The sequence below is a fragment of the Cupriavidus sp. CP313 genome (assembly GCF_054072015.1).
On sequence record NZ_JBSVZB010000017.1, the window covers coordinates 39,058 to 62,711 of the forward strand.

The window sequence follows — 23,654 nt, forward strand, 5'->3', positions numbered from 1 at the left end:
TCTCCCCAACTCTCCGCTGCCGCCGAATGCTCAGTGAAATCGACCTCTATGGCGTCTTCGTGCCAGGCGTGCTGGTGCTGATGGTGCTGGCCTTCGCCGTCACTACCGCGATCCGCATGGTGCTGGCCGCGCTGGGCTGCTACCGGCATATCTGGCACCGCTCGCTGTTCAATCTTTCCCTTTATGTGATCGTCCTTGGCGCCGTGGCCGCAGTCTTTGTCGCGGTGCCGGGACTGCCGTCATGACCTTCCGACTCCGCCCCCTGCTTCCCTTGCTGCCAACGCTGCTGGCCGCCATCGCCGCCCTGCTGGTGCTGCGCCACCTGTGGGACTACTACACGGCCGCGCCATGGACCCGCGACGGACACGTGCGTGCCGACATCATCCAGGTGGCGCCCGATGTGTCAGGGCTGGTCACGCGCGTGCTGGCGCGCGACAACCAGCATGTGCAGCCAGGCGAAGTCCTGTTCGAGATCGACCGCGACCGCTACGCGCTGGCCCTGCAGCAGGCGCTGGCCACGCTGGCAACCCGGCGCGCCGCGCTGGCGCAGGCGCGGCGCGAAGCTGCGCGCAACCATGACCTGGACGGCCTGGTTGCCGCCGAAGTCGCGGAACAGGGGCGTGCCCGCGTAGAGCAAGGCGAAGCCGCGCTGGCGCACGCCGAAGCCGCGGTGCGGCTGGCCCGGCTCAACCTGGAGCGCACCAGCGTGCGCAGCCCGGTGGCGGGCTATCTCAACGACCGGCTGCCGCGCCTGGGCGACTATGTCTCGACCGGCCGTCCGGTGCTGTCGATGGTCGATGCCGGTTCCTTCCACGTGGAAGGCTATTTCGAGGAAACCAAGCTGCACCGGATCCGCATCGGCAGCCCGGTCGACGTGCATATCATGGGCGAGCCCCGGCAACTGCGCGGGCACGTGCAGAGCATCGCCGCCGGCATCGAGGACCGCGACCGCAGCGCGGGCTCGAACCTGCTGCCCAACGTCAACCCGACTTTCAACTGGGTGCGGCTGGCACAGCGCGTGCCGGTGCGCATCGTGCTGGAGGACGTGCCCGCGGATGTGCGCCTGGTCTCCGGCCGCACCGCGACTGTTGCCGTTCGCGAAGCCAGGCGCGACGATGACGCCGGCCGCCGCACGGGGCCCCGGTCGTGAGGCGGCGCCATCCCTGGCTGGCGTGCGCCGCGGCCTGCCTGTGCGCCTGCACGACCGTGGGCCCGGACTATCGCGTGCCCGATCATGCGGCGGTGCGCGCGCCCGCGGCCAACGGGCCGCTGCAGGGCGCCGAAGCGCACGGCGTGGCCATCGCGCCCGTGCCCGACGACTGGTGGCGGCTCTATGACGACGAGCGGCTCGACCGGCTGGTCGAACAGGCGCTGGCCGCCAACACCGACATCCGCGCCGCCAGCGCCAACCTGCGCCGCGCGATGGCACTGCTGCATGAGGTGGAGTCTGAGAACCTGCCCCAGGGCGGCGCCAGCGCCAGCGTATCGCGCGCGCAGCTGTCGGGCGAGAGCTTCCTGCAGACCACCAAGCCACCGGTATTCAACCTGGGGGACTTCGGTTTCGGGGTGTCCTACCTGATCGACTTCTTCGGCAAGCTGGCCCGCGCCGACGAGGCCGCGCTGGCCGGCGCCGAAGCCAGCGAGGCCACGCTCGACATGGTGCGCGTCACCGTGGCGGCGCAGACCGTACGCGCCTACGTGCAGGGCTGCGCCGCCACGCATGAACTGGCCGCCGCCACGCAGCAGCTCGCGGTACAGCAACGCACGCTGGACGCCACCGGCCGCCTGGTCGCCGCCGGCCGCGGCGAACCCGCCGAGGTAGCGCGCGAGCGCGCCCGCACCGAAGCGCTGCGCGCTGCCTTGCCAACGCTGGAAGCCGCGCGTAGCGCCGCACGCCACCGGATGGCGCTGCTGCTGGGCAAGCCGCCTGCGGCACTGCCAGAGGCCGAGGTGGACTGCCATGCGGAACCCACGCTGCGTGCGCCGCTGCCAGTCGGCGACGGCGCCGCGCTGCTCAGGCGCCGGCCCGATATCCGCCAGGCGGAACGCGAACTGGCCGCGGCCACCGCTCGCATCGGCGTGGCCACGGCGGACCTGTATCCATCGATCCGCATCGGCGCCAGCGCCGGGCTGACCGGCGTGCTGAGCCACCTTGGCAGCGGCCCGACGGCGCGCTGGAGCGTGGGGCCGCTGCTGAGCTGGTCGCTGCCGACCAACGGCGTGCGCCATCGCATCCACGGGCATGACGCCGCGGCCGACGCCGCCCTGGCGCGCTTTGACGGCGCGGTGCTGCGTGCGCTGCAGGAAACGGAAACGGCGTTGTCGGCCTACACGCGTGAACTGGAACGGCACGAAGCCCTGCACGCGGCGCGCGAACAGGCCGCGGAAGCCGCGCGGCTGCAGCACCGCCTGCAGCAGGCGGGGCGCATCCCGTACCTGGCGCACCTGGACGCCGAGCGCACGCTGGCCGATGCACAGGCCGCGCTGGCGGCCTCCGAAGGCCATGTCGCCGCCCGCCAGGTCGACCTGTTCCTGGCACTTGGCGGCGGTTGGCAGGCCGGCCGGAAGGTAGCGTCCGCCAATGCATCGACCGATGAAGAAAACGACTGATACTTTGCCCGCCAGGCCACCCCTTGCGCACAATCGGGCGCTGCCACTTCGGCGCCTTCGCCGGTTACATCACGCTGAGTGCTACTGAGGTGCGCGCTCCGGTGCTAGATTGAGAAGGCGTGCCGCCGCCAGGCGCCGGCCGTGCCTGACAAGCCACCCCACCAGAAGAGCGAGGAGCCGCGCATGTCCCTTCCCCATCTTGAATCCGGACAGATTGCCAGCGTGTTGCCTCTGGGCACACGGCTGGACCAGACCGCCACCCAGGCCCTGTTCAAGGAAGGCCCGCTGGAAGTGATGCGGCTGGTGCTGAAGGCAGGCAAGCATGTGCCGCCCCATGCGGTGGATGGCCCGATGACCGTGCAATGCCTGGAGGGCGAGGTGCGCGTGCGGGTGGACGGCGCCGAGCGCCAGCTGCACCAGGGCGACCTGCTCTACCTGGGGCCGAGCGTGCGCTACGACGTGACTGCCCTCTCCGATGCCTCAGTGCTGGTCACGTTGGTCCTGCCCGGCAGCCGCTGAGTAGTCCCGCCTTACGCAACGACAGGCTGCCAGCGCGCGCTGGCGGCCACAAAGGCATCGATCAGCGCCGCCACAGGCTCGCGGCGCAGTGCCGATTCGCGCACCAGCACGCCTACGTCGCGATAGAGCGGCCCGCCCGGCAATGGCGCCTGCACCACGCCCGCGGACTGCCGCAATGGCACCAGTTCGGACGGGATAATGGCGCAACCCAGGCCAGCTGCCACCATCTGCAGGATCACGGCCGGCTCATCCAGCTCCATCCCTTCCCTGACCCATAGCCGCTGCCGCTTCAGGTAGCCGTCCACCAGCTGCCCGCCGGTGCTGTGGCGGTTGTAGCGGATGAACGGAAGCGTCTCCAGCAGCGCGCGCAGGTCTGCAGGCGCACCGGCGGGACCAATGCCGACAAAGCCCTCGCGCACCAGCGGCACCCACTTGAGGTCCGGCGGAAAACCCAGCCGCGGCCGGATCAGCACGGCGATATCCAGTTCGCGCGCATCCACCTGTGTCAGCAGCTGGGTGGACATGCCCGGCACCACGTTGACGTGCGAGTCCGGAAACCGCCCCCGGAAATGCCGCATCGCATCGGCCAGCAAGGTGGCCTGGACGGTTGACACCGCGCCCAGCTCCACCGGCGCGGCGTCGGCGTGCGGGCCGGCGCGGTCTTTCATCGCGGCATAAAGCTCGACAAAGCGCCGCGCCTCCGGCACCAGCCGGCGCCCGGCTTCGCTGAGCGCGACCGACTTCCCGGTGCGATCGAAGAGTACGCAGTCCAGGTCCTCTTCCAGCCGCCGGATCTGTGTGCTGACGGCCGACTGCGTCAGCGCCAGCCGCGCCGCGGCGGCGGAGAACGAGCCGGTTTCGGCGGCCACCAGGAAGGTCTGGAAGTAGCGGATCATCTATCGAAAAGTCTGATGCTCAGAGCAAAAATGATTCGCTTCATATTACGGGTTGTGCTGTCTACAATCAACGCGCAGGCCAACGCCTGCCCGCATACCGACACCCGACAAAGGCCCCCCGCATGAGCGCGACTTCCTCTATCCCCCTGTTCCACCTGGCTTTCCCCGTGCGCGACCTGGCCGAGGCAAGGCGCTTCTATGGCGACTTGCTTGGCTGTCCCGAAGGGCGCAGTTCCGAGGCATGGGTGGACTTCAATTTCTATGGCCACCAGGTGGTGGCACACCTGTCGCCCGAGGAATGCGGACACCGCGCCACCAGTGCAGTCGATGGCGATGACGTGCCGGTGCGGCACTTCGGTGCGATCCTGCCGATGGGCGAATGGGAGGCCCTGGCCGAGCGGCTGCGCGCGGCGGGCACACAGTTCGTGATCGAGCCGCATGTGCGCTTCAAGGGCCAGGTTGGCGAGCAGGCCACCATGTTCTTCCTGGACCCGTCGGGCAACGCGCTGGAGTTCAAGGCCTTTGGCGACATGAGCCAGGTGTTCGCCAAGTAAGGCAGCGCGCGGCCGGGCTACGCAATACGGCGCATGGCCTCGCGGATCGGGTCGGACTCGGTCGGGCGCACCAGCCGCGCCACCTCCTGCCCGTCGCGCAGGAACACCAGCGTTGGCCACAGCTTGATGTGAAACGACCGGCCGAGCCGGCGCCCGCTGCCGTCCTCGATCTTGAGATGGCGCAACGCCGGATGCACGGCGAAGGCCTCGGCCAGTGCCGGCTGGGCGCGCTGGCAGTAGCCGCACCACGGCGCGCCGAATTCCAGCACGGTGGCGCCCGGCAGCGCATCCACTTCCGTGCGGGTCGGCTCGGTGGCCGCGTATTGTTGGGTCATGGGCATGGATCTGGTCCTTTCGCGACAGCTGGCTGATGGCATCCGCATGCCTGCCAGATTCGTTCCAGCGGCAACTCCGGGCAGGCACCGCGCACAGAGGATGCCCCAGACCCGCCCGGCTGTGCAATTTCTACGCCGCCGTGGCGATTTCCCACCATGCTGGCAGCAGTTCGCGCACCTCGGCCGCGGCAAAGCGGTCGTCGATCAGGTAGACCACGCCCTGGTCCTGCTGCGTGCGGATGACACGGCCCGCCGCCTGCACCACCTTGCGCAGCCCGGGATACAGGTAGGCATAGGCATAGCCCTGCCCGAACGCCTGTTGCATGCGCGCGCGGAACTGCTCGTTGACCGCGTTGAACTGTGGCAGCCCCAGGGTGGCAACGAAGGCGCCGATCAGGCGCTCGCCGGGCAGGTCCACGCCTTCGGCAAAGGCGCCGCCAAGCACCGCAAAGCCAATGCCCTCGCCGCCTGCCGCAAACGTGTCCAGAAACGCCGCCTGCGCGGCTTCGTCCATGCCCCGCGACTGCACCCAATGCGGAATATCGGGGTGAGACTGAGCGAAGCGGGCCACGGCTTGCTGCAGGTACTCGTGGCTGCTGAAGAACGCCAGGTAGTTGCCGCGCCGTGTCCGGAACTGGCTGGCCATCAGCGCGACGATGGCAGGCAGCGACTGTTCGCGCCTGGCATAGCGGGTGGAGATGCGCGAGGCGATCCGCACTGACAATTGCTCGGCGCGGAACGGCGATGGCACTTGCACCCGCGCGCAATCGGCAGGCAAACCCAGCGTATCGAGGTAATAGGCGGCGGGATCGAGTGTCGCGGAGAACAGCGTGCACGAATGCGCGGCGGCAAAGCGTGGGCGCAGGAACGGGGCCGGGATGACATTGCGCAGGCACAGCCGCGCATGGTGGCCGCGGCCGGTGCGCGGCACGCGCTGGATATCGAACAGCGAATGCGCGTCGAGCTGCTCGGCGAGGCGGCCAAAATGCAGCGCATCGAAATAGAAGCGCTGCAGCGCAGGATCCTGCGCGCCAGGATGCTCGGTCATATGCGTCAGTGCCGCCGCGCAGCATTCGTCCAGCGCACGGCGGAAGGCGGCGGGCACTTCGGGCAGGGCTTCATAGGCGTCGTCACTCTGGCGCGCCAGCGTGCTCCATTGCCGGGCCAGCCGCGTCAATGGCTTGCGCACGACGGCCGGCGCGCTGCGGCGCACCTCGCGCAGCGATTGGGGGTCGAGTTCGGCGGTGTACATGGCGCGGCCGCGCTCGACCAGGTTATGGGCCTCGTCCACCAGCACGCTGGTGCTCCAGCCATTGGCCGCGGTCAGCGCATACAGCAACGCGCTGCGGTCGAAGTAGTAGTTGTAGTCAGCCACCACCACGTCGCTCCAGCGCACCAGCTCCTGCGACAGGTAGTAAGGGCAGATCCCGTGTGCCAGCGCCAGCGCGCGCACCGCGGCGCGGTCGCGCACCGGCACGCCGCGCGCCGCTTCGCGTGCTGCTGGCAGGCGGTCATAGAAGCCGCGCGCCAGCGGGCAGGACTCGCCATGGCAGGCCAGCTCCGGATGCTCGCAGGCCTTGTCGCGGGCCACCAGCTCCAGCACATGCAGCGGCTGCGCGCCGTGGCTGCGCAGCGCATTGGCGGCGTGCAGCGCCACCCCGCGCCCGGTGGATCGGGCCGACAGGAAGTACACCTTGTCGATGCCCTGCCCCGGCATGGCCTTGAGCACCGGGAACAATGTGCCGACTGACTTGCCGATGCCGGTGGGTGCCTGCGCCAGCAGGTGGCGGCCCGCGCGGTTGGCGTTGTAGACCGCCTGCGCCAGTTCGCGCTGGCCCGGGCGGAAGCCCTGGTGCGGAAAGGCCAGTTGCGCCAGCGCGCCATCGCGCGCCTGCCGGTGGGCCAGTTCCGCCTGCGCCCAGTGCAGGAACTGCTCGCAGGTCTGCACGAAGAAGGCTTCAAGCGCCTGCGCAGTGAAGTGCTCCGCGACCGGATACTCGCGCTGGCTGATGATGTCGAAATAGACCACCGCGATCTCCAGCCCCGGCAGCCCCAGCTTGCGGCATAGCAGGCAACCATAGACCTTGGCCTGCGCCCAGTGCAGCTGGCGGTGGTTGTCCGGCACGGCGGCATCGCCGCGCACGGTCTTGATTTCTTCCAGGCGGTTGGCGGTGGGATCATAGCCGTCGGCGCGGCCGCGCACATGCAAGGGGCCGAAATCGGCGGCAAGCGCCACCTCGGCCTGGTAGCCCTCCCCGCGCCGGCTGGTCACTACGGCATGCCCGGCCACGCCCTCCTGCGCCGATGGCGTCGGCACGAAGCGCAGGTCCAGGTCGCCCGCCTTGGCGGTGAACTCGCACAGCGCGCGCACGGCCACCACGTAGGCCGGAGCGGCTAGCGTGACAGGCGGGGCTGGAAGGGACGGCGGGACGGCAGGCACAGGAAGGGGCACGCGGCGATAACTGTATGAATATACAGTATCACGCAAGACTGTTATCCCGTGACCATCGCTCCGGCATAAGGAAAGAGCAAAACGTTATTTCCATGTGCCCCACCCGCCGCTCTATATTGTCCGGCTTACAAGACAACAACCGCCTGCCGACCCGCCGGCAGCGGACCACGACCGGAGCACAACCTTGACCCGCGGCACCACCCTTGGCGACACCCTCTCCTGGCCCGCGCGCTACCTGCCGCGCAAGACCGCGCTGGTCAGCGGCATCGGTGCCGGGCGACGCGCGTGGACCTATGCGGAGCTCGATGCCGAGGTCAACCGCCACGCGCACGCGCTGCAGTCGCTGGGGATCGGCAAGGGCGACGTGGTCGCGGCCTTCCTCTACAACACCCCGGCCTTCGTCTTCACGCTGCTGGCCACGGCGCGCATCGGCGCGGTCTACAACCCGGTCAACTACCGCCTGGCTGCGCAGGAACTGGCCTACATCCTGAACGATGGCGGCGCCAAGGCAGTGCTGTTCGAGCAGGAAGGCGCGGGCGTGGTGGAAAAGGCAGCCGAACTGGCGCCCGGTACCGCGCTGCGCATCTATGCCGACCCCGATGCCGCGCCCGCCTTGGCCACGCACCGGCTCGACACGCTGGCCGCGGGCCAGCCGGCCACGCCGCCGGTGGTGACGGTCCATGAGGACGATCCCTGCATCCTGATGTACACGAGCGGCACCACTGGCCGCCCCAAAGGCGTGGTGCACACTCATCGCAGCAAGCTGCAGCACAACGCAATGATGCACCAGGCCATGACGCTGTCGCGCGAGGACGTGGGCCTGTCGGTCGCGCCGCTGAACCATACTGCCGAGCTGCATACCAGCTTCCTGCCCCGCCTGCAGGTCGGCGCGACGCAGGTGCTGCAGCGCCGCTTCGACGCGGGCGAAGCCTGGCAACTGGTGGAAAGCGAACGCGTCACGCATTTCTTTGCCGCCCCGACCATGGTGGGCATGCTGCTGAACCATGCGGATGCCGAAACACGCGACGTGTCGTCACTGCGGCTGGTGGAATACGGCGGCGCGTCGATGGCGCCGCACCTGATCCGCGAATGGGACCGCAAGGTCGGCGCCGGGCTGGTGCAGGTGTACGGCACCACGGAAATGGGCCCGTGCATGTCGGTGCTTTACCCGCATGAGCAGTTGAGCCACGCCGGCTCGGCAGGCCTGCCCGCGCTCGGCCATGAACTGGTGGTGGCCAGGCTGCGCGACGACGGCGAACCGACCGACCCCTTGCAGCCGTGCGTGCCGGGCGAAGTCGGCGAAGTGCTGGTGCGTGGCCCCTGCATGATGCAGGGCTACCTGAACCGCCCGGATGCCAATGCGCGCGCGCTCGCGCACGGCTGGTACCACACCGGGGATCTCGGCAGCCTGGATGCGGAAGGCTACCTGTGGATCCGCGACCGCATCGACTACATGATCAATTCCGGCGCGGAGAACGTCTATCCGCGCGAGGTGGAAGACGCGCTGATCGAACACCCGGCCGTGCTGGAGGTAGCCGTGCTGGGCGAACCCGATCCGACCTGGGGCCAGGTGGTCGGCGCCTATGTAGTGACGCGTGGAGACGCACCGGTCAGCGCGGCGCAGCTCGACGCCTTCCTGCTGCAGGGCGACCGGCTGGCAGCCTACAAGCGCCCGCGCCGCTATCACTTCCTGGACGCATTGCCCAAGACCACCAGCGGCAAGATCCAGAAGCACATGCTGCGCGCCGGCGCCACGGCCTGAGCCTCAGACCAGGCGCGCGTCGTACTGCCAGCGGCGGACCTTGACGTAGGCCAGCCGCGCGGCGTCAGGGTGTGCCGGGTTGACCAGCACGTTGTGCTCTTCAGGGATGACGATGGAAGGCACCACCAGCAAGGCGCTGGTGCCCGCCGCGGTCCAGGCTTCGCCGGTGTCGAGGCTGGTCTTGCCGGCGGGAATGGCATCCCAGCCAACGGGGGCTGTATCGGCGCTCAGTTGCTGCGCCGCCGCCCATAGCTCGTCGGGGATGTCGATCCGGACCAGGTAGCGGTTCAGCGGCAGCCCGCCCGCGCCCAGGTGGACCAGCGTTTCCAGGCAAGCCAGCGCGATGCTGGAAGCCGCATAGATCAAGGGCGTGCCCTGCCGGTTCCAGCGCCCGCCGGTGGCCTTGGCGCCGGCGCCGCTGGCATCGTCCGCGGTGTAGTCTGGGGTGTCGGTCGCGATCCGCCAGGCTGGCCTCACGCGTACGCCCCGCTCTGCATCCTGGCCACCAGGTCGGAAACAATGCGCTGGCCGGCGAGCGTATCCATCAGCTCAGCGGGCCGGCGCCCGCCCAGCGCCGGCGACGGTTGCTCCAGCCACTGCGCTACCCACTGTGCCGCGCTGAAACCGCGCGGATCGCCCGAGCTTTCCACCAGCGCCTGGACCTGCCCGACCAGCCGCGCCATGCCCAGCACACGCTCGCTCTGCTCGCTCGACAGGTTCTGGTGCGCCCGCGCCTTGCGGTCCACGGTGGCGCGCGGCAAGTCCAGTGTCTTGATCAGCTGCTCCTTGGTGGTGCCCATGGACTCGGCCAGGCGGGTCAGGTCTGAAGCCGGCACGCCTTCACGAATCGCGCGGATGACCGACATGGCGCCTTGCGTCGACAGGCTGGCCTCATAGACGGCGGCATAGTTGTTGACGCTTAGCTCGGGCGGTGCCGGGCGTTCATGAGCCAGCGGATAGCGGCCTTCGGGAGTGAGCGTGAGCGGCATGGCAGACCTCATCAAATGAGCATTCAGTATAGCTCAATTGACAAAAACCACCTGGGCACCCGCCATGCATCCCTGGGTTGTCGCTGTGCCAGGTGCACTATAAGCCCCGCGTGCGCCGCCGACTGCCCTTGCCGGCGGCCAACGCAGCGCGGGCCGGCCGTGTGCGGCGGACTGCCGGGCTAACGGGGCCGGTGGTGGCCGTGGTTGCGGCACCCGCCTGGTCGCGATACTCGGCCAGCAGGCTTTCCCGCTGCCGCACCCGTTCTTCCAGCACGGCGAGCGCCTGGCCAAGGCGGGTCATCTCGCTGCCCTGGCGCGACGCAGCCTCGGCGGCACGCGTCAGCCGCTCAACGGCCGCCTTGCGCTCGGCTTCCAGCAGCTTTTGAGCTTCCTTGGCCGCCACGCGCGCGGCATCCAGCTCCAGCGCCATCCGGCGCTCATTGGCGGCGGCGCGCTGGGTCACGGTTTCCCGCTCCTGGTCCCACGCCGCCCGCTGCGCAGCGAAATCCTGCTGCATCGCGTTGTGTGCCAACCGCGCCGCGGCCGACTCTGCGCGCATCGTCTCCGCCTGTTGCTGCAGGGCGGTGGCTGCGGCTTCAGCGCGCGCAGCACGCTCCGTGGCGTCGTCGCGGGCCCGTGTCAGCTCCGCCATGGCCGTCTCGGCACCCTCCAGGCGGGCCTGCATGACCTGGCGTTCCTGCGCCAGCGCTTCGCGCTCCTGCGCCAGTGCCGCCCGGGCCTCGGCCAGCGCCGCCTCACGCTGCACCAGCGCGGCCTCGGCCGAAGCCTTGGCTACCTGCAGCGCCGCTTCCCACAGGTAGCGCGCTGCCTCCGTGACTGGCTCCGGGCATCCGGGTGCGGGCGCAAAGCCCTGTGGATCCTGGATACGTCCACCCAGTGCCGCAAACCAGGCATCCAGGTGCGGGCTGACCGTATTGGGCGAGCCCCGCCCCAGGTGCAGGCGAATGCGTTCGATGGTGGGCCGCTGGCCGGCCTTGAGCAGGCTGTCGGCGGCCTGCCAGACGTCGTCTCGGGTAATGCCACGGCTGCGGAGGGTTTCCATGATGGGATCCGGCAAAAAGTCTGTGAGGAGGACAAATAAGGTTCGATAATGGAGGCTTATCGGCTGTTATTTGTCTTTTCCATATGATATATTACAGCATACATCATATTTAATATGATAAAAATCCGAGAAGCCCGCGAGGCTTCCTTTCCACCGATTGCATCCGATGTCGAACTACCGGCGCCGCTTCGCCCGTCCGAACTGGATCCTCTTGCCGAGCAAGCGGCCAATGCCTTGCGCCGCGAAGGCGAATCCCAAAACACGGTGGCGAGCTACCGGTCCGCATTGCGCTACTGGTCTGCCTGGTATGCCCTGCGCTACCGGCAACCTGTGCGGCTCCCGCTCGCGCCTGCCGTCGTCATCCAGTTCATCGTCGACCACGCCACGCGCCAGACGCCGCAAGGTCCTGTCTGCGAGATGCCCGCGGCCATCGACCAGGCGCTGGTCGCTGACAGATACAAGGCACGACCCGGCCCGCCCGCGCTGTCCACGCTGACGCACCGGCTGGCGGTACTGGCCAAGGCCCACCGACTGCAGGCCCTGCCCAATCCCTGCGCCGAAGCTGCGGTGCGCGAACTGATGGCCGGCATCCGGCGCGCCTATGCGCGCCGCGGACAGCGGCAGGCGCGCAAGGCAGCGCTGACCCGCGATCCGCTGCTGCGCCTGCTCGATACCTGCGATGACTCGCTGCGCGGCCTGCGCGACCGCGCGCTGCTGCTGTTTGCCTGGGCCAGTGGCGGACGCCGCCGCTCTGAAGTCGCGCGCGCGACCCTCGACCACCTCACCCGGCTTGGCCCCGGTGACTTCGTCTATGCACTGGGCTGGTCCAAGACCAACCAGTCAGGCAACGAGCGCGCCGATACCGTCAAGCCCGTCACCGGTGCCGCCGGCCAGGCACTGGAGGCATGGCTTGCGGCCGCCGGCATCAGCAGCGGGCCGCTGTTTCGCCGCATCCGCCGCGGCGGGCATGTGGGAGAAGGTTTGTCCGATGCGGCGGTCAGCCGCATCGTCAAGACGCGCTGCGCACTGGCGGGACTGGAGGGTGACTACTCAGCGCACTCACTGCGCTCGGGCTTTGTCACGGAGGCTGCTACGCAACAGGTGCCGCTGGCCGAGACCATGGCCATGACCGGCCACGCAAGCGTGTCGACGGTAGTGCGTTATTTCCGCGCCGCGGACGCGCGGCGCTCGCGTGCAGCCGACCTGCTGGCGCAAGCGCCGTAATCTGCCGAAGGCGACTGAGGGTGGCTTGCAACTGGCGCCAATCATGCCGCGCAGGCGGCGCAAATACGGGTATTTCGCTAGCTGGCAGCGCTGGCTCGGGCTGCGGGGGGTGCCTATACTGGCAGCGCGCCGCACAGTGCCAGGCATGGCCGGCCGCGCCCGGAGAATCCGGCAGGCAATCGCCACTGGCACGATGTGCAGCGGCGGCCCATGGGATGCAATTGCGCACCACCTGCCTGGACCGGAACAAGTAGAAACGCGGAGATGGGGATGCCCAACGAACAATTCCTCGCCACTCAGGAAACCCGGCGCTCGGGGCTGAAAGCCCTGCGGGCTGCCTTGCTGCAGGTTCACAAGGAAGTCATCGGCTATGACAGGACCCAGTATGAGCGCCTGAACGGCCCGATTCCGGCGGGCCTGTTTGTGCAACTGGTGACTGAAGACAACTACTTCCGCTGGCTCGACCCGCTGTCGCGCCTGATCATCGAGATCGACGAAGAGCTGGAGGCCAAGGAACACCACGACGAAACCTGCCGTGCAGTCGGACGCGCCGCGGAAAAACTGTTCAGCGACGGTTCTGACCCGGCCTTCCGCAAGCGTTACCAGGAAGCCCTGCAGGACGAGTCCGGCGTCATCGTGGCGCACGGACGGCTGATGTCGGTGATCGGGCAGCTGCGCCAGTTGCCATAGCACGCCGGATTGCGCGGGCGCGTTGCGCGCCCCTCGGCATAGCCTGCCCGCCTACTTCGCCGGTTTCGGTACCGGCCCGGGTTTGCGCGGTGCATGGGTATCGACAGCCACGGGGTCGCTCGCCGGGAACGTCTCTTTCAGCGCCTCGTCCAGTTCGCGCTCGATCAGTTCATCCTTCCGCTGTTGTTCACTGGAGGCTGGCGTCTGGTGCTTCTGCGTTGCGGGCTTGGTCATGGAGATGGGGCTCCGTTGGCGTCCATGAGCGCATGGTAATCCCGTGCAGGCCGCATTGCCATCACGGCGACGTATGGTCATCGGCCCCTGCCACCGCGGCCGCCACCGCGTCCACCCCCATGCCAGCCGCCATTCCCGTGGCCACCACCGCCATGCCAGTGATGCCCACCGTGTCTGCCGTAACCGCCGCCATGGATATAGGTAAAGCTGCCGTAGAAACCACCGTAGCCGGGCCAAGGACGGTAGTACGGGTAGTACGCCGGCGCAACCGGGTAGCTATCGTAGTAGGCAGAGGAAACCGGATAGGCCGGATAAGCGGGGTAGTAAGGGTCGCCTGCATAGGGATACGCGACGCAGCCAGCCAGCACTGCCACGCAGAGGGCCGCTCCCAATCCATATCGCATGATCCGCTCCTCACCGTGACGCCGGCGTTCGGCTGCCTGACAGCAAGTTAGACCGCACTGCAAGCCTCGCAATTCCTCGAAATGCGGCCGCGCCCTGATGACGCGCAGCAATCGACGTGCGCATATCGGGACAATTCAAGGCCATATTTAAGAAATGTCCGATATTCAGATGAGAAACAACAGAATACAGTCCTCTTGCACCCGGCCCGCGGGTGCCCCGACTGAGCCAGGTTGACCCCCTTCCTGGTTCCTTACACTGCCACGATGGTCCCCGCCATCGTGGCATTTTTTTCGCCGCGATCCTGCTGCAGGAGCTACAGGCCCTTCTCGACCATGTCGAGCAAGCGCTGCCCGAGGATCTCTGCCTGCTCCTTGGCGCGGCTGCGCAGCGGGCCGTCGATCAGCAGGATGGCCAGGCCATGCACGGCCGACCACGCCAGGTACTCCGCACCCGGCCGGCGCTCGGGCGGCAGCACGCCGGCTTCCACCAGCTTGTCGAGCGCCGCGCCCAGCAGCTGGAACGGATTGAGGCCGCTGTTGCCCGCCTTGGCCGGGTCGGCATCATCTTCCACTTCATCCGGCACCGAAAACGCGGTGCGGAACAGTCCGGTCTCGGCCAGCGCAAAGCGCAGGTAGCCGGTGCCGACCGCACGCAGGCAGGCACGCGCATGCGCGGCGGCACCGCGGCCGGGGCGCAGCCCGCCGATTTCACCCTCCATGGCAATGGCAAGCGACGACAAGGCCGAGGCCCGCACCGCCTGCAGCAGGTCCTGCCGGCTGGCAAAGTGCCGGTACGCGGCATTGGGCACCACGCCGGCACGGCGCGTGGCCTCGCGCAGCACGATGGCGTCGGGGCCACCCTCGCGCGCCAGGTCGATGCCGGCGTCCAGCAGCGCGCGGCGCAGGTCCCCGTGGCGGTAGGTGGCGCGCGCCGGGGGCGCGGGGACAGCCCGGGTCATGCGGCCCCCCTTGAATATGGATAACGGTTCATGATGTGCATACGCTTATAGTGAACAGTGTACACAATCAAGCCGCAACAAGTCTGTTGCATAGAGGATTGCAGGAACCAGCGGGCCGGAACGCGGGCTTCAGAGGATTGGCGCAAACAGCTTGGCGACGTGCATCGCCACGCGCAGCGGCGCCGGCGCGTCGAGGAACTCGTTCAGCCCGACGCGCCGGGCCTGGGCGAAGTCGGCTTCGAGCATGGTGGCCACGCTCGCGGCAAAGCCCTTGTCGGCGGTCATCACCATCAGCTCAAAGTTGAGCCGGAACGAGCGGTTGTCCAGGTTGGCCGTGCCGACGGCCGCGGCTTCGTCGTCGATCAGGATGACCTTCTGGTGCAGGAAGCCCGGCTGGTAGCGATACAGCTTGATGCCGGCGGACACGGCCTGGTACGCATAGATGGTGGAGGCGGCATAGACCACCATGTGATCGGGCCGCGCCGGAATCAGGATGCGCACATCCACGCCGCGCAGCACGGCCAGCCGCAGCACCGCAAACACCGCCTCGTCCGGCACGAAATACGGCGATGTGATCCACAGCCGGTGGCGCGCCGACTGGATGGCCTCGACAAAAAACAGCGAACAGGTCTCCTGCGCGTCGGCAGGGCCTGACGGCACCACCTGGCAGGTCATGCGCCCGCCCACCTCTGGCGGCGGCATCAGCAGGTGCGGCACCTCGCGCGCGGCCCAGAACCAGTCTTCGGCAAAGGCCATCTGCAGGTCCAGCACGGCGCTGCCGCGCAGCGCAATATGGGTGTCGCGCCACGGCGCCAGCGGCGGGCGTTCGCCCAGGTATTCGACGCCGACGTTGTGGCCACCGACAAAGGCCTCGCTGCCATCGACGACCACCAGCTTGCGATGGTTGCGGAAATTGAGCTGGAACCGGTTGACAAAGCCACGGTGCGTGGAGAACGCCCGCGCATCGACGCCGGCCTCGATCAGCGTGCGCACGTAGCGGCGCGGCAGCGCGTGGCAGCCGATGCGATCGAACAGGAAGTACACCTTGACGCCGGCCCGCGCGCGCTCACACAGCAGCGCCTGCAGGCGCTGGCCCAGCGCGTCGTCATGCACGATGAAGAACTGCACGATCAGCACCTGGCTGGCCCGCGCGATCGCGGCAAAGATCGCCTCAAAGGTCTGCTCGCCGTTGACCAGCAAGCGCACGTCATTGTTGGCCAGGCACGGCATGCCGGTCAGCCGGGGCAGCGCACGCATGCAGGCCTGCGCCGGCGCATGGACCACGCAGGCGCTGCGCGCCTCGCGCTCGCGCGGGGTCATGCCGTGGCGCAGTTCGCGCAGGTGGTCGTCATTGAAGCGCCGTGCATCGACGTAGCCGGCGAAGGTGCTGCGCCCGAAGATCAGGTAAGGCACCAGCGTGAAGTACGGCATCATCAGCAGCGACCCCGCCCACGCGATCGCGCCGGGCGCGGTGCGCACCGTCATGACGGCATGCAGGGCGGCCACCACGCCGACGGCGTGAAAGCACAGGACGATGATGGCGATGACACTCGGGCTCTGCAGCATCGGTGGGCTTGAGTCCGCGGACCGGAACGCGATGCGCGCTATTTTGGCACACCCCGCCCGGATGCTGACAGCACGGCGCCCATAACTTCAACGCGGCTGCCTTCTTTTTTGGCACGCCGACAGCATCACGGTGCCAGGCCGTAGTCCGGCCACTGCCCCCTGGCTTGTCCACAGGAACTGTGGACAACTTTCCATATCGTCATCGGCCCCGCCGACATGCGCTCCGTCACGCCAACAACGCGATCGCCATCAAAAAAACAGCAGAAATTTCAGAAACGTCTGATTGTCCTGTTGACCGCACTTTTTGTACGCTTGCTGCTTGCGAACGGTAGCGCTGCGTGCGTGAGCGCCTGGTGCCTGCCTTCGTTCCATCGTGGTCCGGCTCCTGCCCTACCGCGGTCCGGCCGTCCCTGCCACGGCTCTCGTATTTCGCCATCGATGAATATTGCGCTGCTCATGGGCAAGTCGCCCCAACTCCGGCCGGTGCCAGAACTGCTGGCACGTTCCGGTTATCGTTGCAACGTGTTTGAAACGGGCCGCGACCTGATCCACGGTGTCAGCCAGGTACCGTTCGACATGCTGCTGATCGACGACGAGTTGCCGGACCTGCCAGCCATCGACGTTATCCGTGCCGTGCGCTGTGCGCGCTCACGCGATGTGCCCATCATCATGCTTGCGGCTGACAACAGTGAAGACGGCCTCGTCGATGCACTCGATGCCGGCGCTGATGACTACGTGTGTCGCCCGCTCAGTGCGCGCGTGCTGATGGCACGCATCACGGCGCTGCGCCGCCGGGTGACCGGCGAGCGCCTGCGCCAGGGCCTGGTAGTGCGCGTCGGCCCCTACCAGCTCAACAGCGTGGGCCGCTTTGCCACGCTGCACGGCGAGCGCATCGAAATGACGCCGAAGGAATTCGACCTGGCCATGCTGTTGTTTTCCAATGTCGGCCGGGTCCTGTCCAGCGACCGCATCCAGCAGGCGGTGTGGCGGCATGAACTGCCGCCGCTGTCGCGGGCACTGGCGGGACTGATCTCGCGCCTGCGCAAGACCCTGCGCATCGGCATCGCCAACGGCATCGTCATCACCGTCGTCTACGCGCACGGCTACCGGCTCGACGTACTGGAAGGGGGCGACGCGCCCAGACTGCCCGCAGCGGGCCGCCGGGTCACCAGACGCAGGCAGCCGGACCGCTAGACCGACAGCGTCGCGGCCAGCGACAGGAAATCCAGCACGGCCATGCCGGTTGCCGAGCGCTTGGCCTCGCGCTTGGCCGCCGCCGCCGCTGCGCCGATATGCTGGCTGCCCAGCCGCTGCAGGCCCGCCACGCCCTCGCCGCTCACACACACCACGCCAACCGCCATCGACACTGGCGCAAAGAACACTGGCCGCCCGTGCCGGTCTTCGCCATGCATGCCGCCGGCGCTGCGATCGGCGGGCGAATACATGGCGCGCGCCGCGTCGTTGAAGCGCCGGATCGCAGCTTGCAAGCGCACGGCCCAGTCGCTGCTCTGGTACAGCACCAGGAAATCGTCGCCGCCCACATGGCCGAGAAAATCGCGTGCGGGATCACAGGCCTCGGCCAGGATGGCGGCCGCGCCCTTGAGCATCTCATCGCCCTTCCAGTAGCCATACTTGTCGTTGAAGGGCTTGAAGTGGTTCAGGTCGACATAGCAGGCGCGGAACTCGCTGGCGGCTTCGATCAGGCGCTCGATATGCTGGTTCAGCGGAATATTGCCGGGCAGGAAGGTCAGCGGATTGGCGTAGCGCGCCGCCTCCATGCGCACTTCGGTGATGGCCCGGATCAGGTCAGCGCCGGTGCCCAGGCCGATATAGCGGCCCTGTTCGGTGATCACGAAACCATCGGCAAGCGAGCGCGTGTTCTCGCCGGACAGGATCTGCGCCATCTCCTCCAGGCTGGCGCGATGGTCAAAGCAGGCCGGCTCGCGGTTGGCCATGGCGATGCAGGCCTTCTTGCCATACAGCTCGCGATGGAACGGCGCCGCGTAGCGGTCGATAAAAGCCTGGCGGCTGATGATCGCCAGCGGCCGGCCTTCGTCATTGACGACGGCCACGGCCTGCAGGTCGGGCTGGTCCTGGAAGACGCGCAGCACCGCATCGTTGCTGGTGGCAGGCGACACGGTCGGCGCGGGCCGCAGCAGGCGCCCGGCGGTGATGCCCGACCAGCCTGAGCGCACCATTTGCGGAAACACCGCGATATGCCGCGACGCCAGCGCCTGGTGCACGTGCGGCGGCGCCTGCGCGGCCGGCCGCGCCACGGGCCGGCCCACGTAGTAGCCCTGGGCGCCGGCCACGCCCAGGTCGCGGATCACGGCGAGCTCGTCTTCGTCTTCGATGCCTTCGGCGATCACGCGCCCGCCAAAGGCGCTCATCATGCGCAGCAGCGCGCGCAGGATCTCCAGCCGGCGCGAACAGGACGCAATGCCCCGCACCAGAGATTTGTCGATCTTGACGAACTGCGGCGACAGGTGCGCAAGCAGGTCGAGGTTGGCATGCCCGGTGCTGAAATCATCCAGCGCGTACTGCATGCCAAGCTCGCGCAGCACCGCCATCGCCTGGGCAAAGCTGGCCGCATCGCCGATCGGGGTCTGTTCGGTGACTTCGATCACCAGGCGCGACGGCGCAATGCCGGCCTCCAGCAGCGCCGCCATCAGCCGCCCGCGCTCGGCCAGCAGGTGCCGCAGCGTCATGGGGCTGAAATTGAGGAAGAGCTTGCCGGGCAGGTCCAGGCTGCGCCAGGCGGACAGCGCGGTGCGCGCCGCGTGGATCTCCAGCGCCATGGTCGCGGCAACGCCCTGCGCCAGCCGGAACAACGCGTCGGGGTTCGCCCAGGGCGAGCCCGCCGGGCCCCGGATCAGCGCCTCGTAGCCGAGGATCTCGGCGTTGTCGGCCTGCACGATCGGCTGGAATACCGCGTGCAGCGGCGGCAGCCGCGCACGCGCTAGCGCCGCCGCGACTGGGGTGCCAGAAGATGCGACAGGTGCGCGGTCGTGCGAAGGCGTGGCGGCAGGCTGGCCTGTCATGGAGGGAAATCCGCGGTAGAGCAAGATGGGCGAGCGACATTGCATGACATGGATATGACAGCGTGATGACAACGATCCTCATTCCATGTCACGCCGGCGTCACGTTGATGAGCGACCATCCGTGCGCCGCCTGCGACCGCCCCGGACAGAGGACAGCGCGCGCGGCAATTCGGGTCAACCCCGGGCCGTGCATCCTTCTGGAGCCAGCGCGCCCGTCTGGAGTCTTCTCCGTGTTGCAAGTCATCAAGACACGTCTGCCCGGCTGCAGCCGGGCAGCTGCCCTCGCGCGGCTTTCCGCACGACTGGGCCGCCTGCCGCTGGTGGCGCGCCTGTGCGCCGCCTTTGCCCTGGTGTACCTGTTCGGCGCCGCCGTCGGGTTGACCGGCATCGCCAACCTGGTCTCGATCAAGGCGCGCACCGACACCCTGTACCAGCACGACATGCACGGTGCCATCTCGGCCGAGCGTGCGCAGTCAGCACTGGCCACCCTTGGCCGTGCCCAGCTGGCGCTGACCATGGCCACCAGCAGCACCGAGCGCGACGATGCCGCCGCCGACATCGCGCGCGGCCTGTCGCAGCTCGATGCCGCGCTGGCCGGCGTACGCCAGGCCGCCGCGGCACAGGCCGCGCCGCTGCTGCGCGAACGCCAGCGCGCCGGCGAGCTGGTGCAGGCCTACGTGGCGCTGCTGCGCAAGCAGCCGCTGGACTCGCTGCAATTCGACAGCGCGGTCTCGGTCGACGGCCACTTCGTCACTGAACAGCTGCAATCCCTCAGCCGGCAGGTGGAAGCCGTGCGCCAGCAGCAGGAACAAAAGGCCGCCGCCACGGTGGCCAGCGTGGCGGCCAGCCAACTGCGCGCGCAGGCGTGGATGGCCGCCCTGCTCGGCGCCAGCCTGCTGGCAGCCGCCGCGCTGGCGTGGATCGCGGCGCGCAGCCTGCGTGCCGAACTTGGCGGCGAGCCGCGCGACGCCGCCGAGATCGCGCGCCGCATAGCCGCCGGCGACCTGACCGCCACCATTGCCCTGCGCCCGTCGGACCACAGCAGCATGCTGCACCACGTGGCCGGCATGCGCGACCAGCTTGCCGGCGTGCTGGCCCGTATCCAGGCCAGCGCACAGGAGATCACCGCGGCCGGCCAGCAGATCGCCGAAGACAACCAGGCCTTGTCGGCGCGCACCCAGCAGCAGGCCAGCGCGCTCGATGCCACCACCGGCAACATGCAGGCACTGGCCGCACGCGTAGCCGACGCGCACGCCCAGGCCACCGAATCGAGCCAGATGGCCAGCCAGGCGCGCGCCGCCACCGATGCCGGCGCTGCCGTGGTGCAGCAGATGCGCGGCGCGATGGCTACGCTGCACGGCCACTCGCGCCATATCGCCGAGATCGTCGGCGTGATCCAGGGCATCGCCTTCCAGACCAATATCCTGGCGCTGAATGCCGCCGTGGAAGCGGCTCGCGCCGGCCCCGCCGGCCGCGGCTTTGCGGTGGTCGCGCAAGAAGTGCGCGCGCTGGCCCAGCGCAGCGCCGATGCGGCGCGCGAGATCGGCGGCATCGTCGGCACGGCTACGCACGAGATCGAGCAAGGCGCGCGCCTGAGCGCCAGCGTGGTGGCGGCGATGGACCGCATCGCGGCTACCGTCGGGCAAAGCCATGCGCTGGCCGAGGCGTTGCGCACGATTGCCGACGAACAGGCCGGCAGCGTGCAGGCCGCCGGGCAATCCGTATCGCAGCTGCGCCAGACCGCCCAGCAGAACGCGGCGCTGGTCGATGACCTGGCCAGCCAGGCAGCCCGGCTGGACCAGCAGGCAGCGGCACTGGCCGACGATGTGGCCCGCTTCCGCTTCTAGTGCGTGTCATCTTTGTATCGGCCAGATGTGTCTGGGCGAAACATTTGTCATGGCGGCGTAACCGGCATTTACGTCTTCCCCGACAAAGTTACAGATCTGTTTCAACTGAACCCGCGCCGGTTACGTGTCAGCCTGCCCGTGGCGAGTAATCTTGGTTCACACCAACTGAACTGGCACCCGCACAGGAAACCATGGCTGAACGACTCATCATGCTGGACGTACCCGGCGTCCTGTATTCCGACCGCTCCCGCACCCGCCTCGGCGGCATTCCGGATTCGGGCACGCTGCGCGACGTCCGGTTCTTTGATCCTGTCGCGCTGGGGTTCGTACGCAGGTTGTTCGGCGTGGCCGGCGCCCGCGTGGTGGTGTCCGACGCCTGGCGCCGCGGCACGCCCGCGGCAATCCTGCAGCAGCTGGACCTGCAGGTCGAAGCCATGACCCCGCCGGCCGCAGGCGGCCATGGTGCGGAAATCGAAGCCTATTTCGCCCAGGGCGCCAAGCCAGTCCACTACGTGATCATTTCCTGCGCCGCCCCGGAGTCGATGCCCGAGGCCTTGCGCGAGCACCTCGTTACCGTTGACCCGGCTGCCGGGCTGACCCTGGAGAACTTCCAGCAGGCGCTCGGCATCCTGGGCGTGGCCTGCCCGTCCACGGTGATGCCCGCACCGAAACTGGATGCCGGCCTGAAGGCCAAGCTGGCCCAGCTGCAGCAGCTCGCCCGGGAAAATCCGGCCCGCTTCGACGGCGCGCTGGCACCGGCACGCGAGCGCACGCCCGTCCACGCCTGATCCGCACCAGCAGCACATCCGACGGGGCGTCACAAGGCGCCCCGTTTGCATTGGTGCGCCCGCCACGCGCCGGCGATCCCATATCATGCTTGGTTTCACCGGAACACACAGTCAGGACGCCGTCATGCCTCACCTCGTCATCGAACTCACCGAAAACACCCGCCTGAACTGCTCGCAGGAAGAGTTGCTGGATGAAGCCAATGCCGCCCTGTTGGCTTCCGGACAGTTCCAGGAGGCGGATATCAAGTCGCGCTGCATCACGCTGTCGACTTACCGCCAGGGCGTGGATGCGGTCGAGCGGGCCTTTGTCCACGCGCGCCTGTCGATCCTGGACGGCCGCGATACCGCCGTGCGCCAGGCGCTGGCGCAGGCCGTCTGCGACGTGATCGCCGAAGCGGTGCGCACCGGCTCCGGCACCGGCCAGGACGTGCAGGTGTCAGTAGAGGTCTGCGAGATGGCGCGGGCAACCTATGCCAAGCAGGTGGTGGCCTGAGGTAGCAGACCCGATGGTGGCCGCCTAATAAAAAACCCGCGGCCATTGCGGCCGCGGGCGGAAGCTTCAGGAAGACTCCGGAAGCTCTGTCATGGGGAGCGCCCCCGCACCCATGACCTGACCGATTCTAGGGGGGCGCCCGTGCTGCCAGTTTGACGCAGGTTAAACTTGTTCCAGTCGGATCCGGTTGCGGCCAGCCTGGCATGAATCACCCGGCGGCCGGCATCAACCCGGGTCGGTCACCTCCTGCGGGGAAACAGCAGCGCGCACAGGCGCCAGCGCGTCCCTGCCCTCCGTGCCATGTGCGTCGTCGGCAAGCACTGACCGCACAATCTCGGCAAACGCCGCGTCCGCTTCCGGCATCGGCAGCAGCATCCAGACGTGGAACATTCCCTCGCCCTCGTGATACCGAAGCGCCAGGCCTTGCTCGTCGGCCATCTGGCGGAACTTCCTGCAGTCGGGCAGCAGGATGTCATGGGTGCCGATGAACAACGTGGTGGGCGGCAGCCCGCGCAACACGCCGTGCATGGGACTGACCTGCGGCAGGGTGACCGGATCGGCGCCGGCATAGACGCGCCCGCATTCAATGCCCCCAGGGCGTGACAGCATCGGGTCGAACGGCTCCAGGGCATCGATGCCGGGATTGTCGCCGGTGGCATCCAGGAACGGCGACAGCAACACCAGGCGCCGCGGCAGCGGTTGGCCGCTGTCGCGCAGCACCTGTGCCAGCGCCAGCGCCATGCCGCCGCCAGCGGAATCGCCCATGACGGTCAGGTCTGCGCCCGGATAGCGCTGCTGCAGCGCCTGCCACAGCGGCACCATGGCCGCGAACACGTCGCGGTGGGTATGCTCCGGCGCCAGCGGATAGACCGGTACCGTCACCGCGCAGCCAAGCGCGTCCACCAGCTTGCCGATGAAATCCCAGTGCTGGCTGACGATGTCGAAAACATAGCCGCCGCCGTGCAGGTAAAGGATATGACGGGCTTTACCGTGCGCAGGCCCGCTCGTGGGCTGCACGGTGTAGACCTCCATCCCGGCGATCCGCTCCTCGCTGACCGCGTGCCGCGCGCGCAGGCGTCGGGACGGATAGGCGCGTCCGACGATACGGCGCCGCCGGATTTCATCATGGAGCGCCTGGGCGCTGGCAAACCGCTGCTTGCGGCGGACCAGGCGCAAGGCAAGCCGCCACAGCTGGCATTGCAGACTTGGCATCGTGTCTCCTCCCGCG

Annotated in this window: 24 protein-coding genes; 12 read left to right on the top strand and 12 right to left on the bottom strand. The window is 68.3% G+C overall.

Annotation, left to right across the window (positions count from 1 at the left end; all coding sequences use genetic code 11):
* Window positions 1-26 precede the first annotated feature (26 nt).
* From ACW4E8_RS22105 to ACW4E8_RS22120, 4 genes are all read left to right on the top strand, one after another.
* Entirely contained in the window at window positions 27-245 is a 219-nt protein-coding gene (locus tag ACW4E8_RS22105; RefSeq protein ID WP_013952905.1) for a DUF1656 domain-containing protein, read from the top strand.
* Complete coding sequence (locus ACW4E8_RS22110) at window positions 242-1,150, top strand: efflux RND transporter periplasmic adaptor subunit (RefSeq protein WP_456806504.1); 909 nt, start codon at window positions 242-244, stop codon at window positions 1,148-1,150. Before ACW4E8_RS22105 ends, ACW4E8_RS22110 begins: the two co-directional genes overlap by 4 nt.
* Entirely contained in the window at window positions 1,147-2,610 is a 1,464-nt protein-coding gene (locus ACW4E8_RS22115) for an efflux transporter outer membrane subunit (protein WP_456806505.1), read from the top strand. Before ACW4E8_RS22110 ends, ACW4E8_RS22115 begins: the two co-directional genes overlap by 4 nt.
* A gap of 183 nt (window positions 2,611-2,793) precedes the next feature.
* Window positions 2,794-3,129: a cupin domain-containing protein gene (locus tag ACW4E8_RS22120; protein ID WP_456806506.1), complete on the top strand. Its 336-nt coding sequence runs from the start codon at window positions 2,794-2,796 to the stop codon at window positions 3,127-3,129.
* 11 nt (window positions 3,130-3,140) lie between these two features.
* On the opposite strand, the gene ACW4E8_RS22125 is transcribed toward ACW4E8_RS22120, so the two are convergent.
* On the bottom strand, window positions 3,141-4,025 hold the full coding sequence (locus tag ACW4E8_RS22125; protein WP_456806507.1) for a LysR family transcriptional regulator: 885 nt from the start codon (window positions 4,023-4,025) through the stop codon (window positions 3,141-3,143).
* Between the two features lie 122 nt (window positions 4,026-4,147).
* On the opposite strand from ACW4E8_RS22125, the gene ACW4E8_RS22130 reads away from it, so the two are divergent.
* Window positions 4,148-4,579, top strand: a complete 432-nt coding sequence (locus tag ACW4E8_RS22130; RefSeq protein WP_456806508.1) for a VOC family protein — start codon at window positions 4,148-4,150, stop codon at window positions 4,577-4,579.
* 17 nt (window positions 4,580-4,596) lie between these two features.
* Here the strand turns inward: ACW4E8_RS22130 and ACW4E8_RS22135 are convergent, their stop codons facing one another.
* Both ACW4E8_RS22135 and ACW4E8_RS22140 read right to left on the bottom strand, forming a co-directional pair.
* The gene (locus tag ACW4E8_RS22135; RefSeq protein WP_013952898.1) at window positions 4,597-4,920 is read right to left on the bottom strand and encodes a thioredoxin family protein; all 324 of its coding nucleotides are present in this window, start codon (window positions 4,918-4,920) and stop codon (window positions 4,597-4,599) included.
* A 124-nt stretch (window positions 4,921-5,044) separates the two neighbouring features.
* Window positions 5,045-7,294 carry an ATP-dependent DNA helicase gene (locus tag ACW4E8_RS22140; protein WP_456806635.1) on the bottom strand — a complete coding sequence of 750 codons (2,250 nt, stop codon included), beginning with the start codon at window positions 7,292-7,294 and terminating at the stop codon, window positions 5,045-5,047.
* A gap of 256 nt (window positions 7,295-7,550) precedes the next feature.
* On the opposite strand from ACW4E8_RS22140, the gene ACW4E8_RS22145 reads away from it, so the two are divergent.
* On the top strand, window positions 7,551-9,128 hold the full coding sequence (locus ACW4E8_RS22145) for a fatty acid--CoA ligase (protein WP_456806509.1): 1,578 nt from the start codon (window positions 7,551-7,553) through the stop codon (window positions 9,126-9,128).
* 3 nt (window positions 9,129-9,131) lie between these two features.
* On the opposite strand, the gene ACW4E8_RS22150 is transcribed toward ACW4E8_RS22145, so the two are convergent.
* From ACW4E8_RS22150 to ACW4E8_RS22160, 3 genes are all read right to left on the bottom strand, one after another.
* A complete protein-coding gene (locus tag ACW4E8_RS22150) occupies window positions 9,132-9,605 on the bottom strand; it encodes an RES family NAD+ phosphorylase (protein WP_456806510.1) in 474 nt (157 codons plus the stop codon).
* Window positions 9,602-10,117 carry a type II RES/Xre toxin-antitoxin system antitoxin gene (gene parS / locus ACW4E8_RS22155; RefSeq protein ID WP_456806511.1) on the bottom strand — a complete coding sequence of 172 codons (516 nt, stop codon included), beginning with the start codon at window positions 10,115-10,117 and terminating at the stop codon, window positions 9,602-9,604. The genes ACW4E8_RS22150 and parS overlap by 4 nt, the downstream gene beginning before the upstream one ends.
* Window positions 10,118-10,214: 97 nt before the next feature.
* On the bottom strand, window positions 10,215-11,180 hold the full coding sequence (locus tag ACW4E8_RS22160) for a DNA-binding protein (RefSeq protein ID WP_456806512.1): 966 nt from the start codon (window positions 11,178-11,180) through the stop codon (window positions 10,215-10,217).
* Window positions 11,181-11,294: 114 nt separating this feature from the next.
* Here ACW4E8_RS22160 and ACW4E8_RS22165 point away from each other — a divergent pair, with 114 nt between their 5' ends.
* Both ACW4E8_RS22165 and ACW4E8_RS22170 read left to right on the top strand, forming a co-directional pair.
* Window positions 11,295-12,404, top strand: coding sequence for a site-specific integrase (locus tag ACW4E8_RS22165; protein ID WP_456806513.1), 1,110 nt, complete (start codon window positions 11,295-11,297; stop codon window positions 12,402-12,404).
* 264 nt (window positions 12,405-12,668) lie between these two features.
* The gene (locus tag ACW4E8_RS22170; protein ID WP_114134738.1) at window positions 12,669-13,094 is read left to right on the top strand and encodes a hypothetical protein; all 426 of its coding nucleotides are present in this window, start codon (window positions 12,669-12,671) and stop codon (window positions 13,092-13,094) included.
* Window positions 13,095-13,145: 51 nt separating this feature from the next.
* Here ACW4E8_RS22170 and ACW4E8_RS22175 read toward each other — a convergent pair whose 3' ends face one another.
* The 4 genes from ACW4E8_RS22175 to cls all read right to left on the bottom strand — a co-directional run bounded on the left by ACW4E8_RS22175 (window position 13,146) and on the right by cls (window position 16,257).
* Window positions 13,146-13,328, bottom strand: coding sequence for a hypothetical protein (locus ACW4E8_RS22175; RefSeq protein WP_456806514.1), 183 nt, complete (start codon window positions 13,326-13,328; stop codon window positions 13,146-13,148).
* A gap of 61 nt (window positions 13,329-13,389) precedes the next feature.
* Window positions 13,390-13,521 carry a hypothetical protein gene (locus tag ACW4E8_RS22180; protein WP_456806515.1) on the bottom strand — a complete coding sequence of 44 codons (132 nt, stop codon included), beginning with the start codon at window positions 13,519-13,521 and terminating at the stop codon, window positions 13,390-13,392.
* A gap of 525 nt (window positions 13,522-14,046) precedes the next feature.
* Entirely contained in the window at window positions 14,047-14,691 is a 645-nt protein-coding gene (locus ACW4E8_RS22185; protein ID WP_456806516.1) for a TetR/AcrR family transcriptional regulator, read from the bottom strand.
* Window positions 14,692-14,820: 129 nt separating this feature from the next.
* Window positions 14,821-16,257, bottom strand: coding sequence for a cardiolipin synthase (gene cls, locus ACW4E8_RS22190; protein ID WP_456806517.1), 1,437 nt, complete (start codon window positions 16,255-16,257; stop codon window positions 14,821-14,823).
* A gap of 438 nt (window positions 16,258-16,695) precedes the next feature.
* Between cls and ACW4E8_RS22195 the strand changes: the two genes are divergently transcribed.
* On the top strand, window positions 16,696-17,451 hold the full coding sequence (locus ACW4E8_RS22195) for a response regulator transcription factor (protein WP_456806518.1): 756 nt from the start codon (window positions 16,696-16,698) through the stop codon (window positions 17,449-17,451).
* Here ACW4E8_RS22195 and ACW4E8_RS22200 read toward each other — a convergent pair.
* The gene (locus ACW4E8_RS22200) at window positions 17,448-19,298 is read right to left on the bottom strand and encodes a phosphodiesterase (RefSeq protein WP_456806519.1); all 1,851 of its coding nucleotides are present in this window, start codon (window positions 19,296-19,298) and stop codon (window positions 17,448-17,450) included. The two genes, ACW4E8_RS22195 and ACW4E8_RS22200, sit on opposite strands and share 4 nt — an antisense overlap.
* A 230-nt stretch (window positions 19,299-19,528) precedes the next feature.
* Here ACW4E8_RS22200 and ACW4E8_RS22205 point away from each other — a divergent pair, with 230 nt between their 5' ends.
* The 3 genes from ACW4E8_RS22205 (at window position 19,529) to ACW4E8_RS22215 (ending at window position 22,426) form a co-directional block, all read left to right on the top strand.
* Complete coding sequence (locus ACW4E8_RS22205) at window positions 19,529-21,145, top strand: methyl-accepting chemotaxis protein (protein ID WP_456806520.1); 1,617 nt, start codon at window positions 19,529-19,531, stop codon at window positions 21,143-21,145.
* A 191-nt stretch (window positions 21,146-21,336) separates the two neighbouring features.
* Window positions 21,337-21,933 carry an HAD domain-containing protein gene (locus ACW4E8_RS22210; protein WP_114134743.1) on the top strand — a complete coding sequence of 199 codons (597 nt, stop codon included), beginning with the start codon at window positions 21,337-21,339 and terminating at the stop codon, window positions 21,931-21,933.
* 124 nt (window positions 21,934-22,057) lie between these two features.
* On the top strand, window positions 22,058-22,426 hold the full coding sequence (locus ACW4E8_RS22215) for a 5-carboxymethyl-2-hydroxymuconate Delta-isomerase (RefSeq protein WP_456806521.1): 369 nt from the start codon (window positions 22,058-22,060) through the stop codon (window positions 22,424-22,426).
* A 225-nt stretch (window positions 22,427-22,651) separates the two neighbouring features.
* Here the strand turns inward: ACW4E8_RS22215 and ACW4E8_RS22220 are convergent, their stop codons facing one another.
* Window positions 22,652-23,638 carry an alpha/beta hydrolase fold domain-containing protein gene (locus tag ACW4E8_RS22220; RefSeq protein ID WP_456806522.1) on the bottom strand — a complete coding sequence of 329 codons (987 nt, stop codon included), beginning with the start codon at window positions 23,636-23,638 and terminating at the stop codon, window positions 22,652-22,654.
* Window positions 23,639-23,654 lie beyond the last annotated feature (16 nt).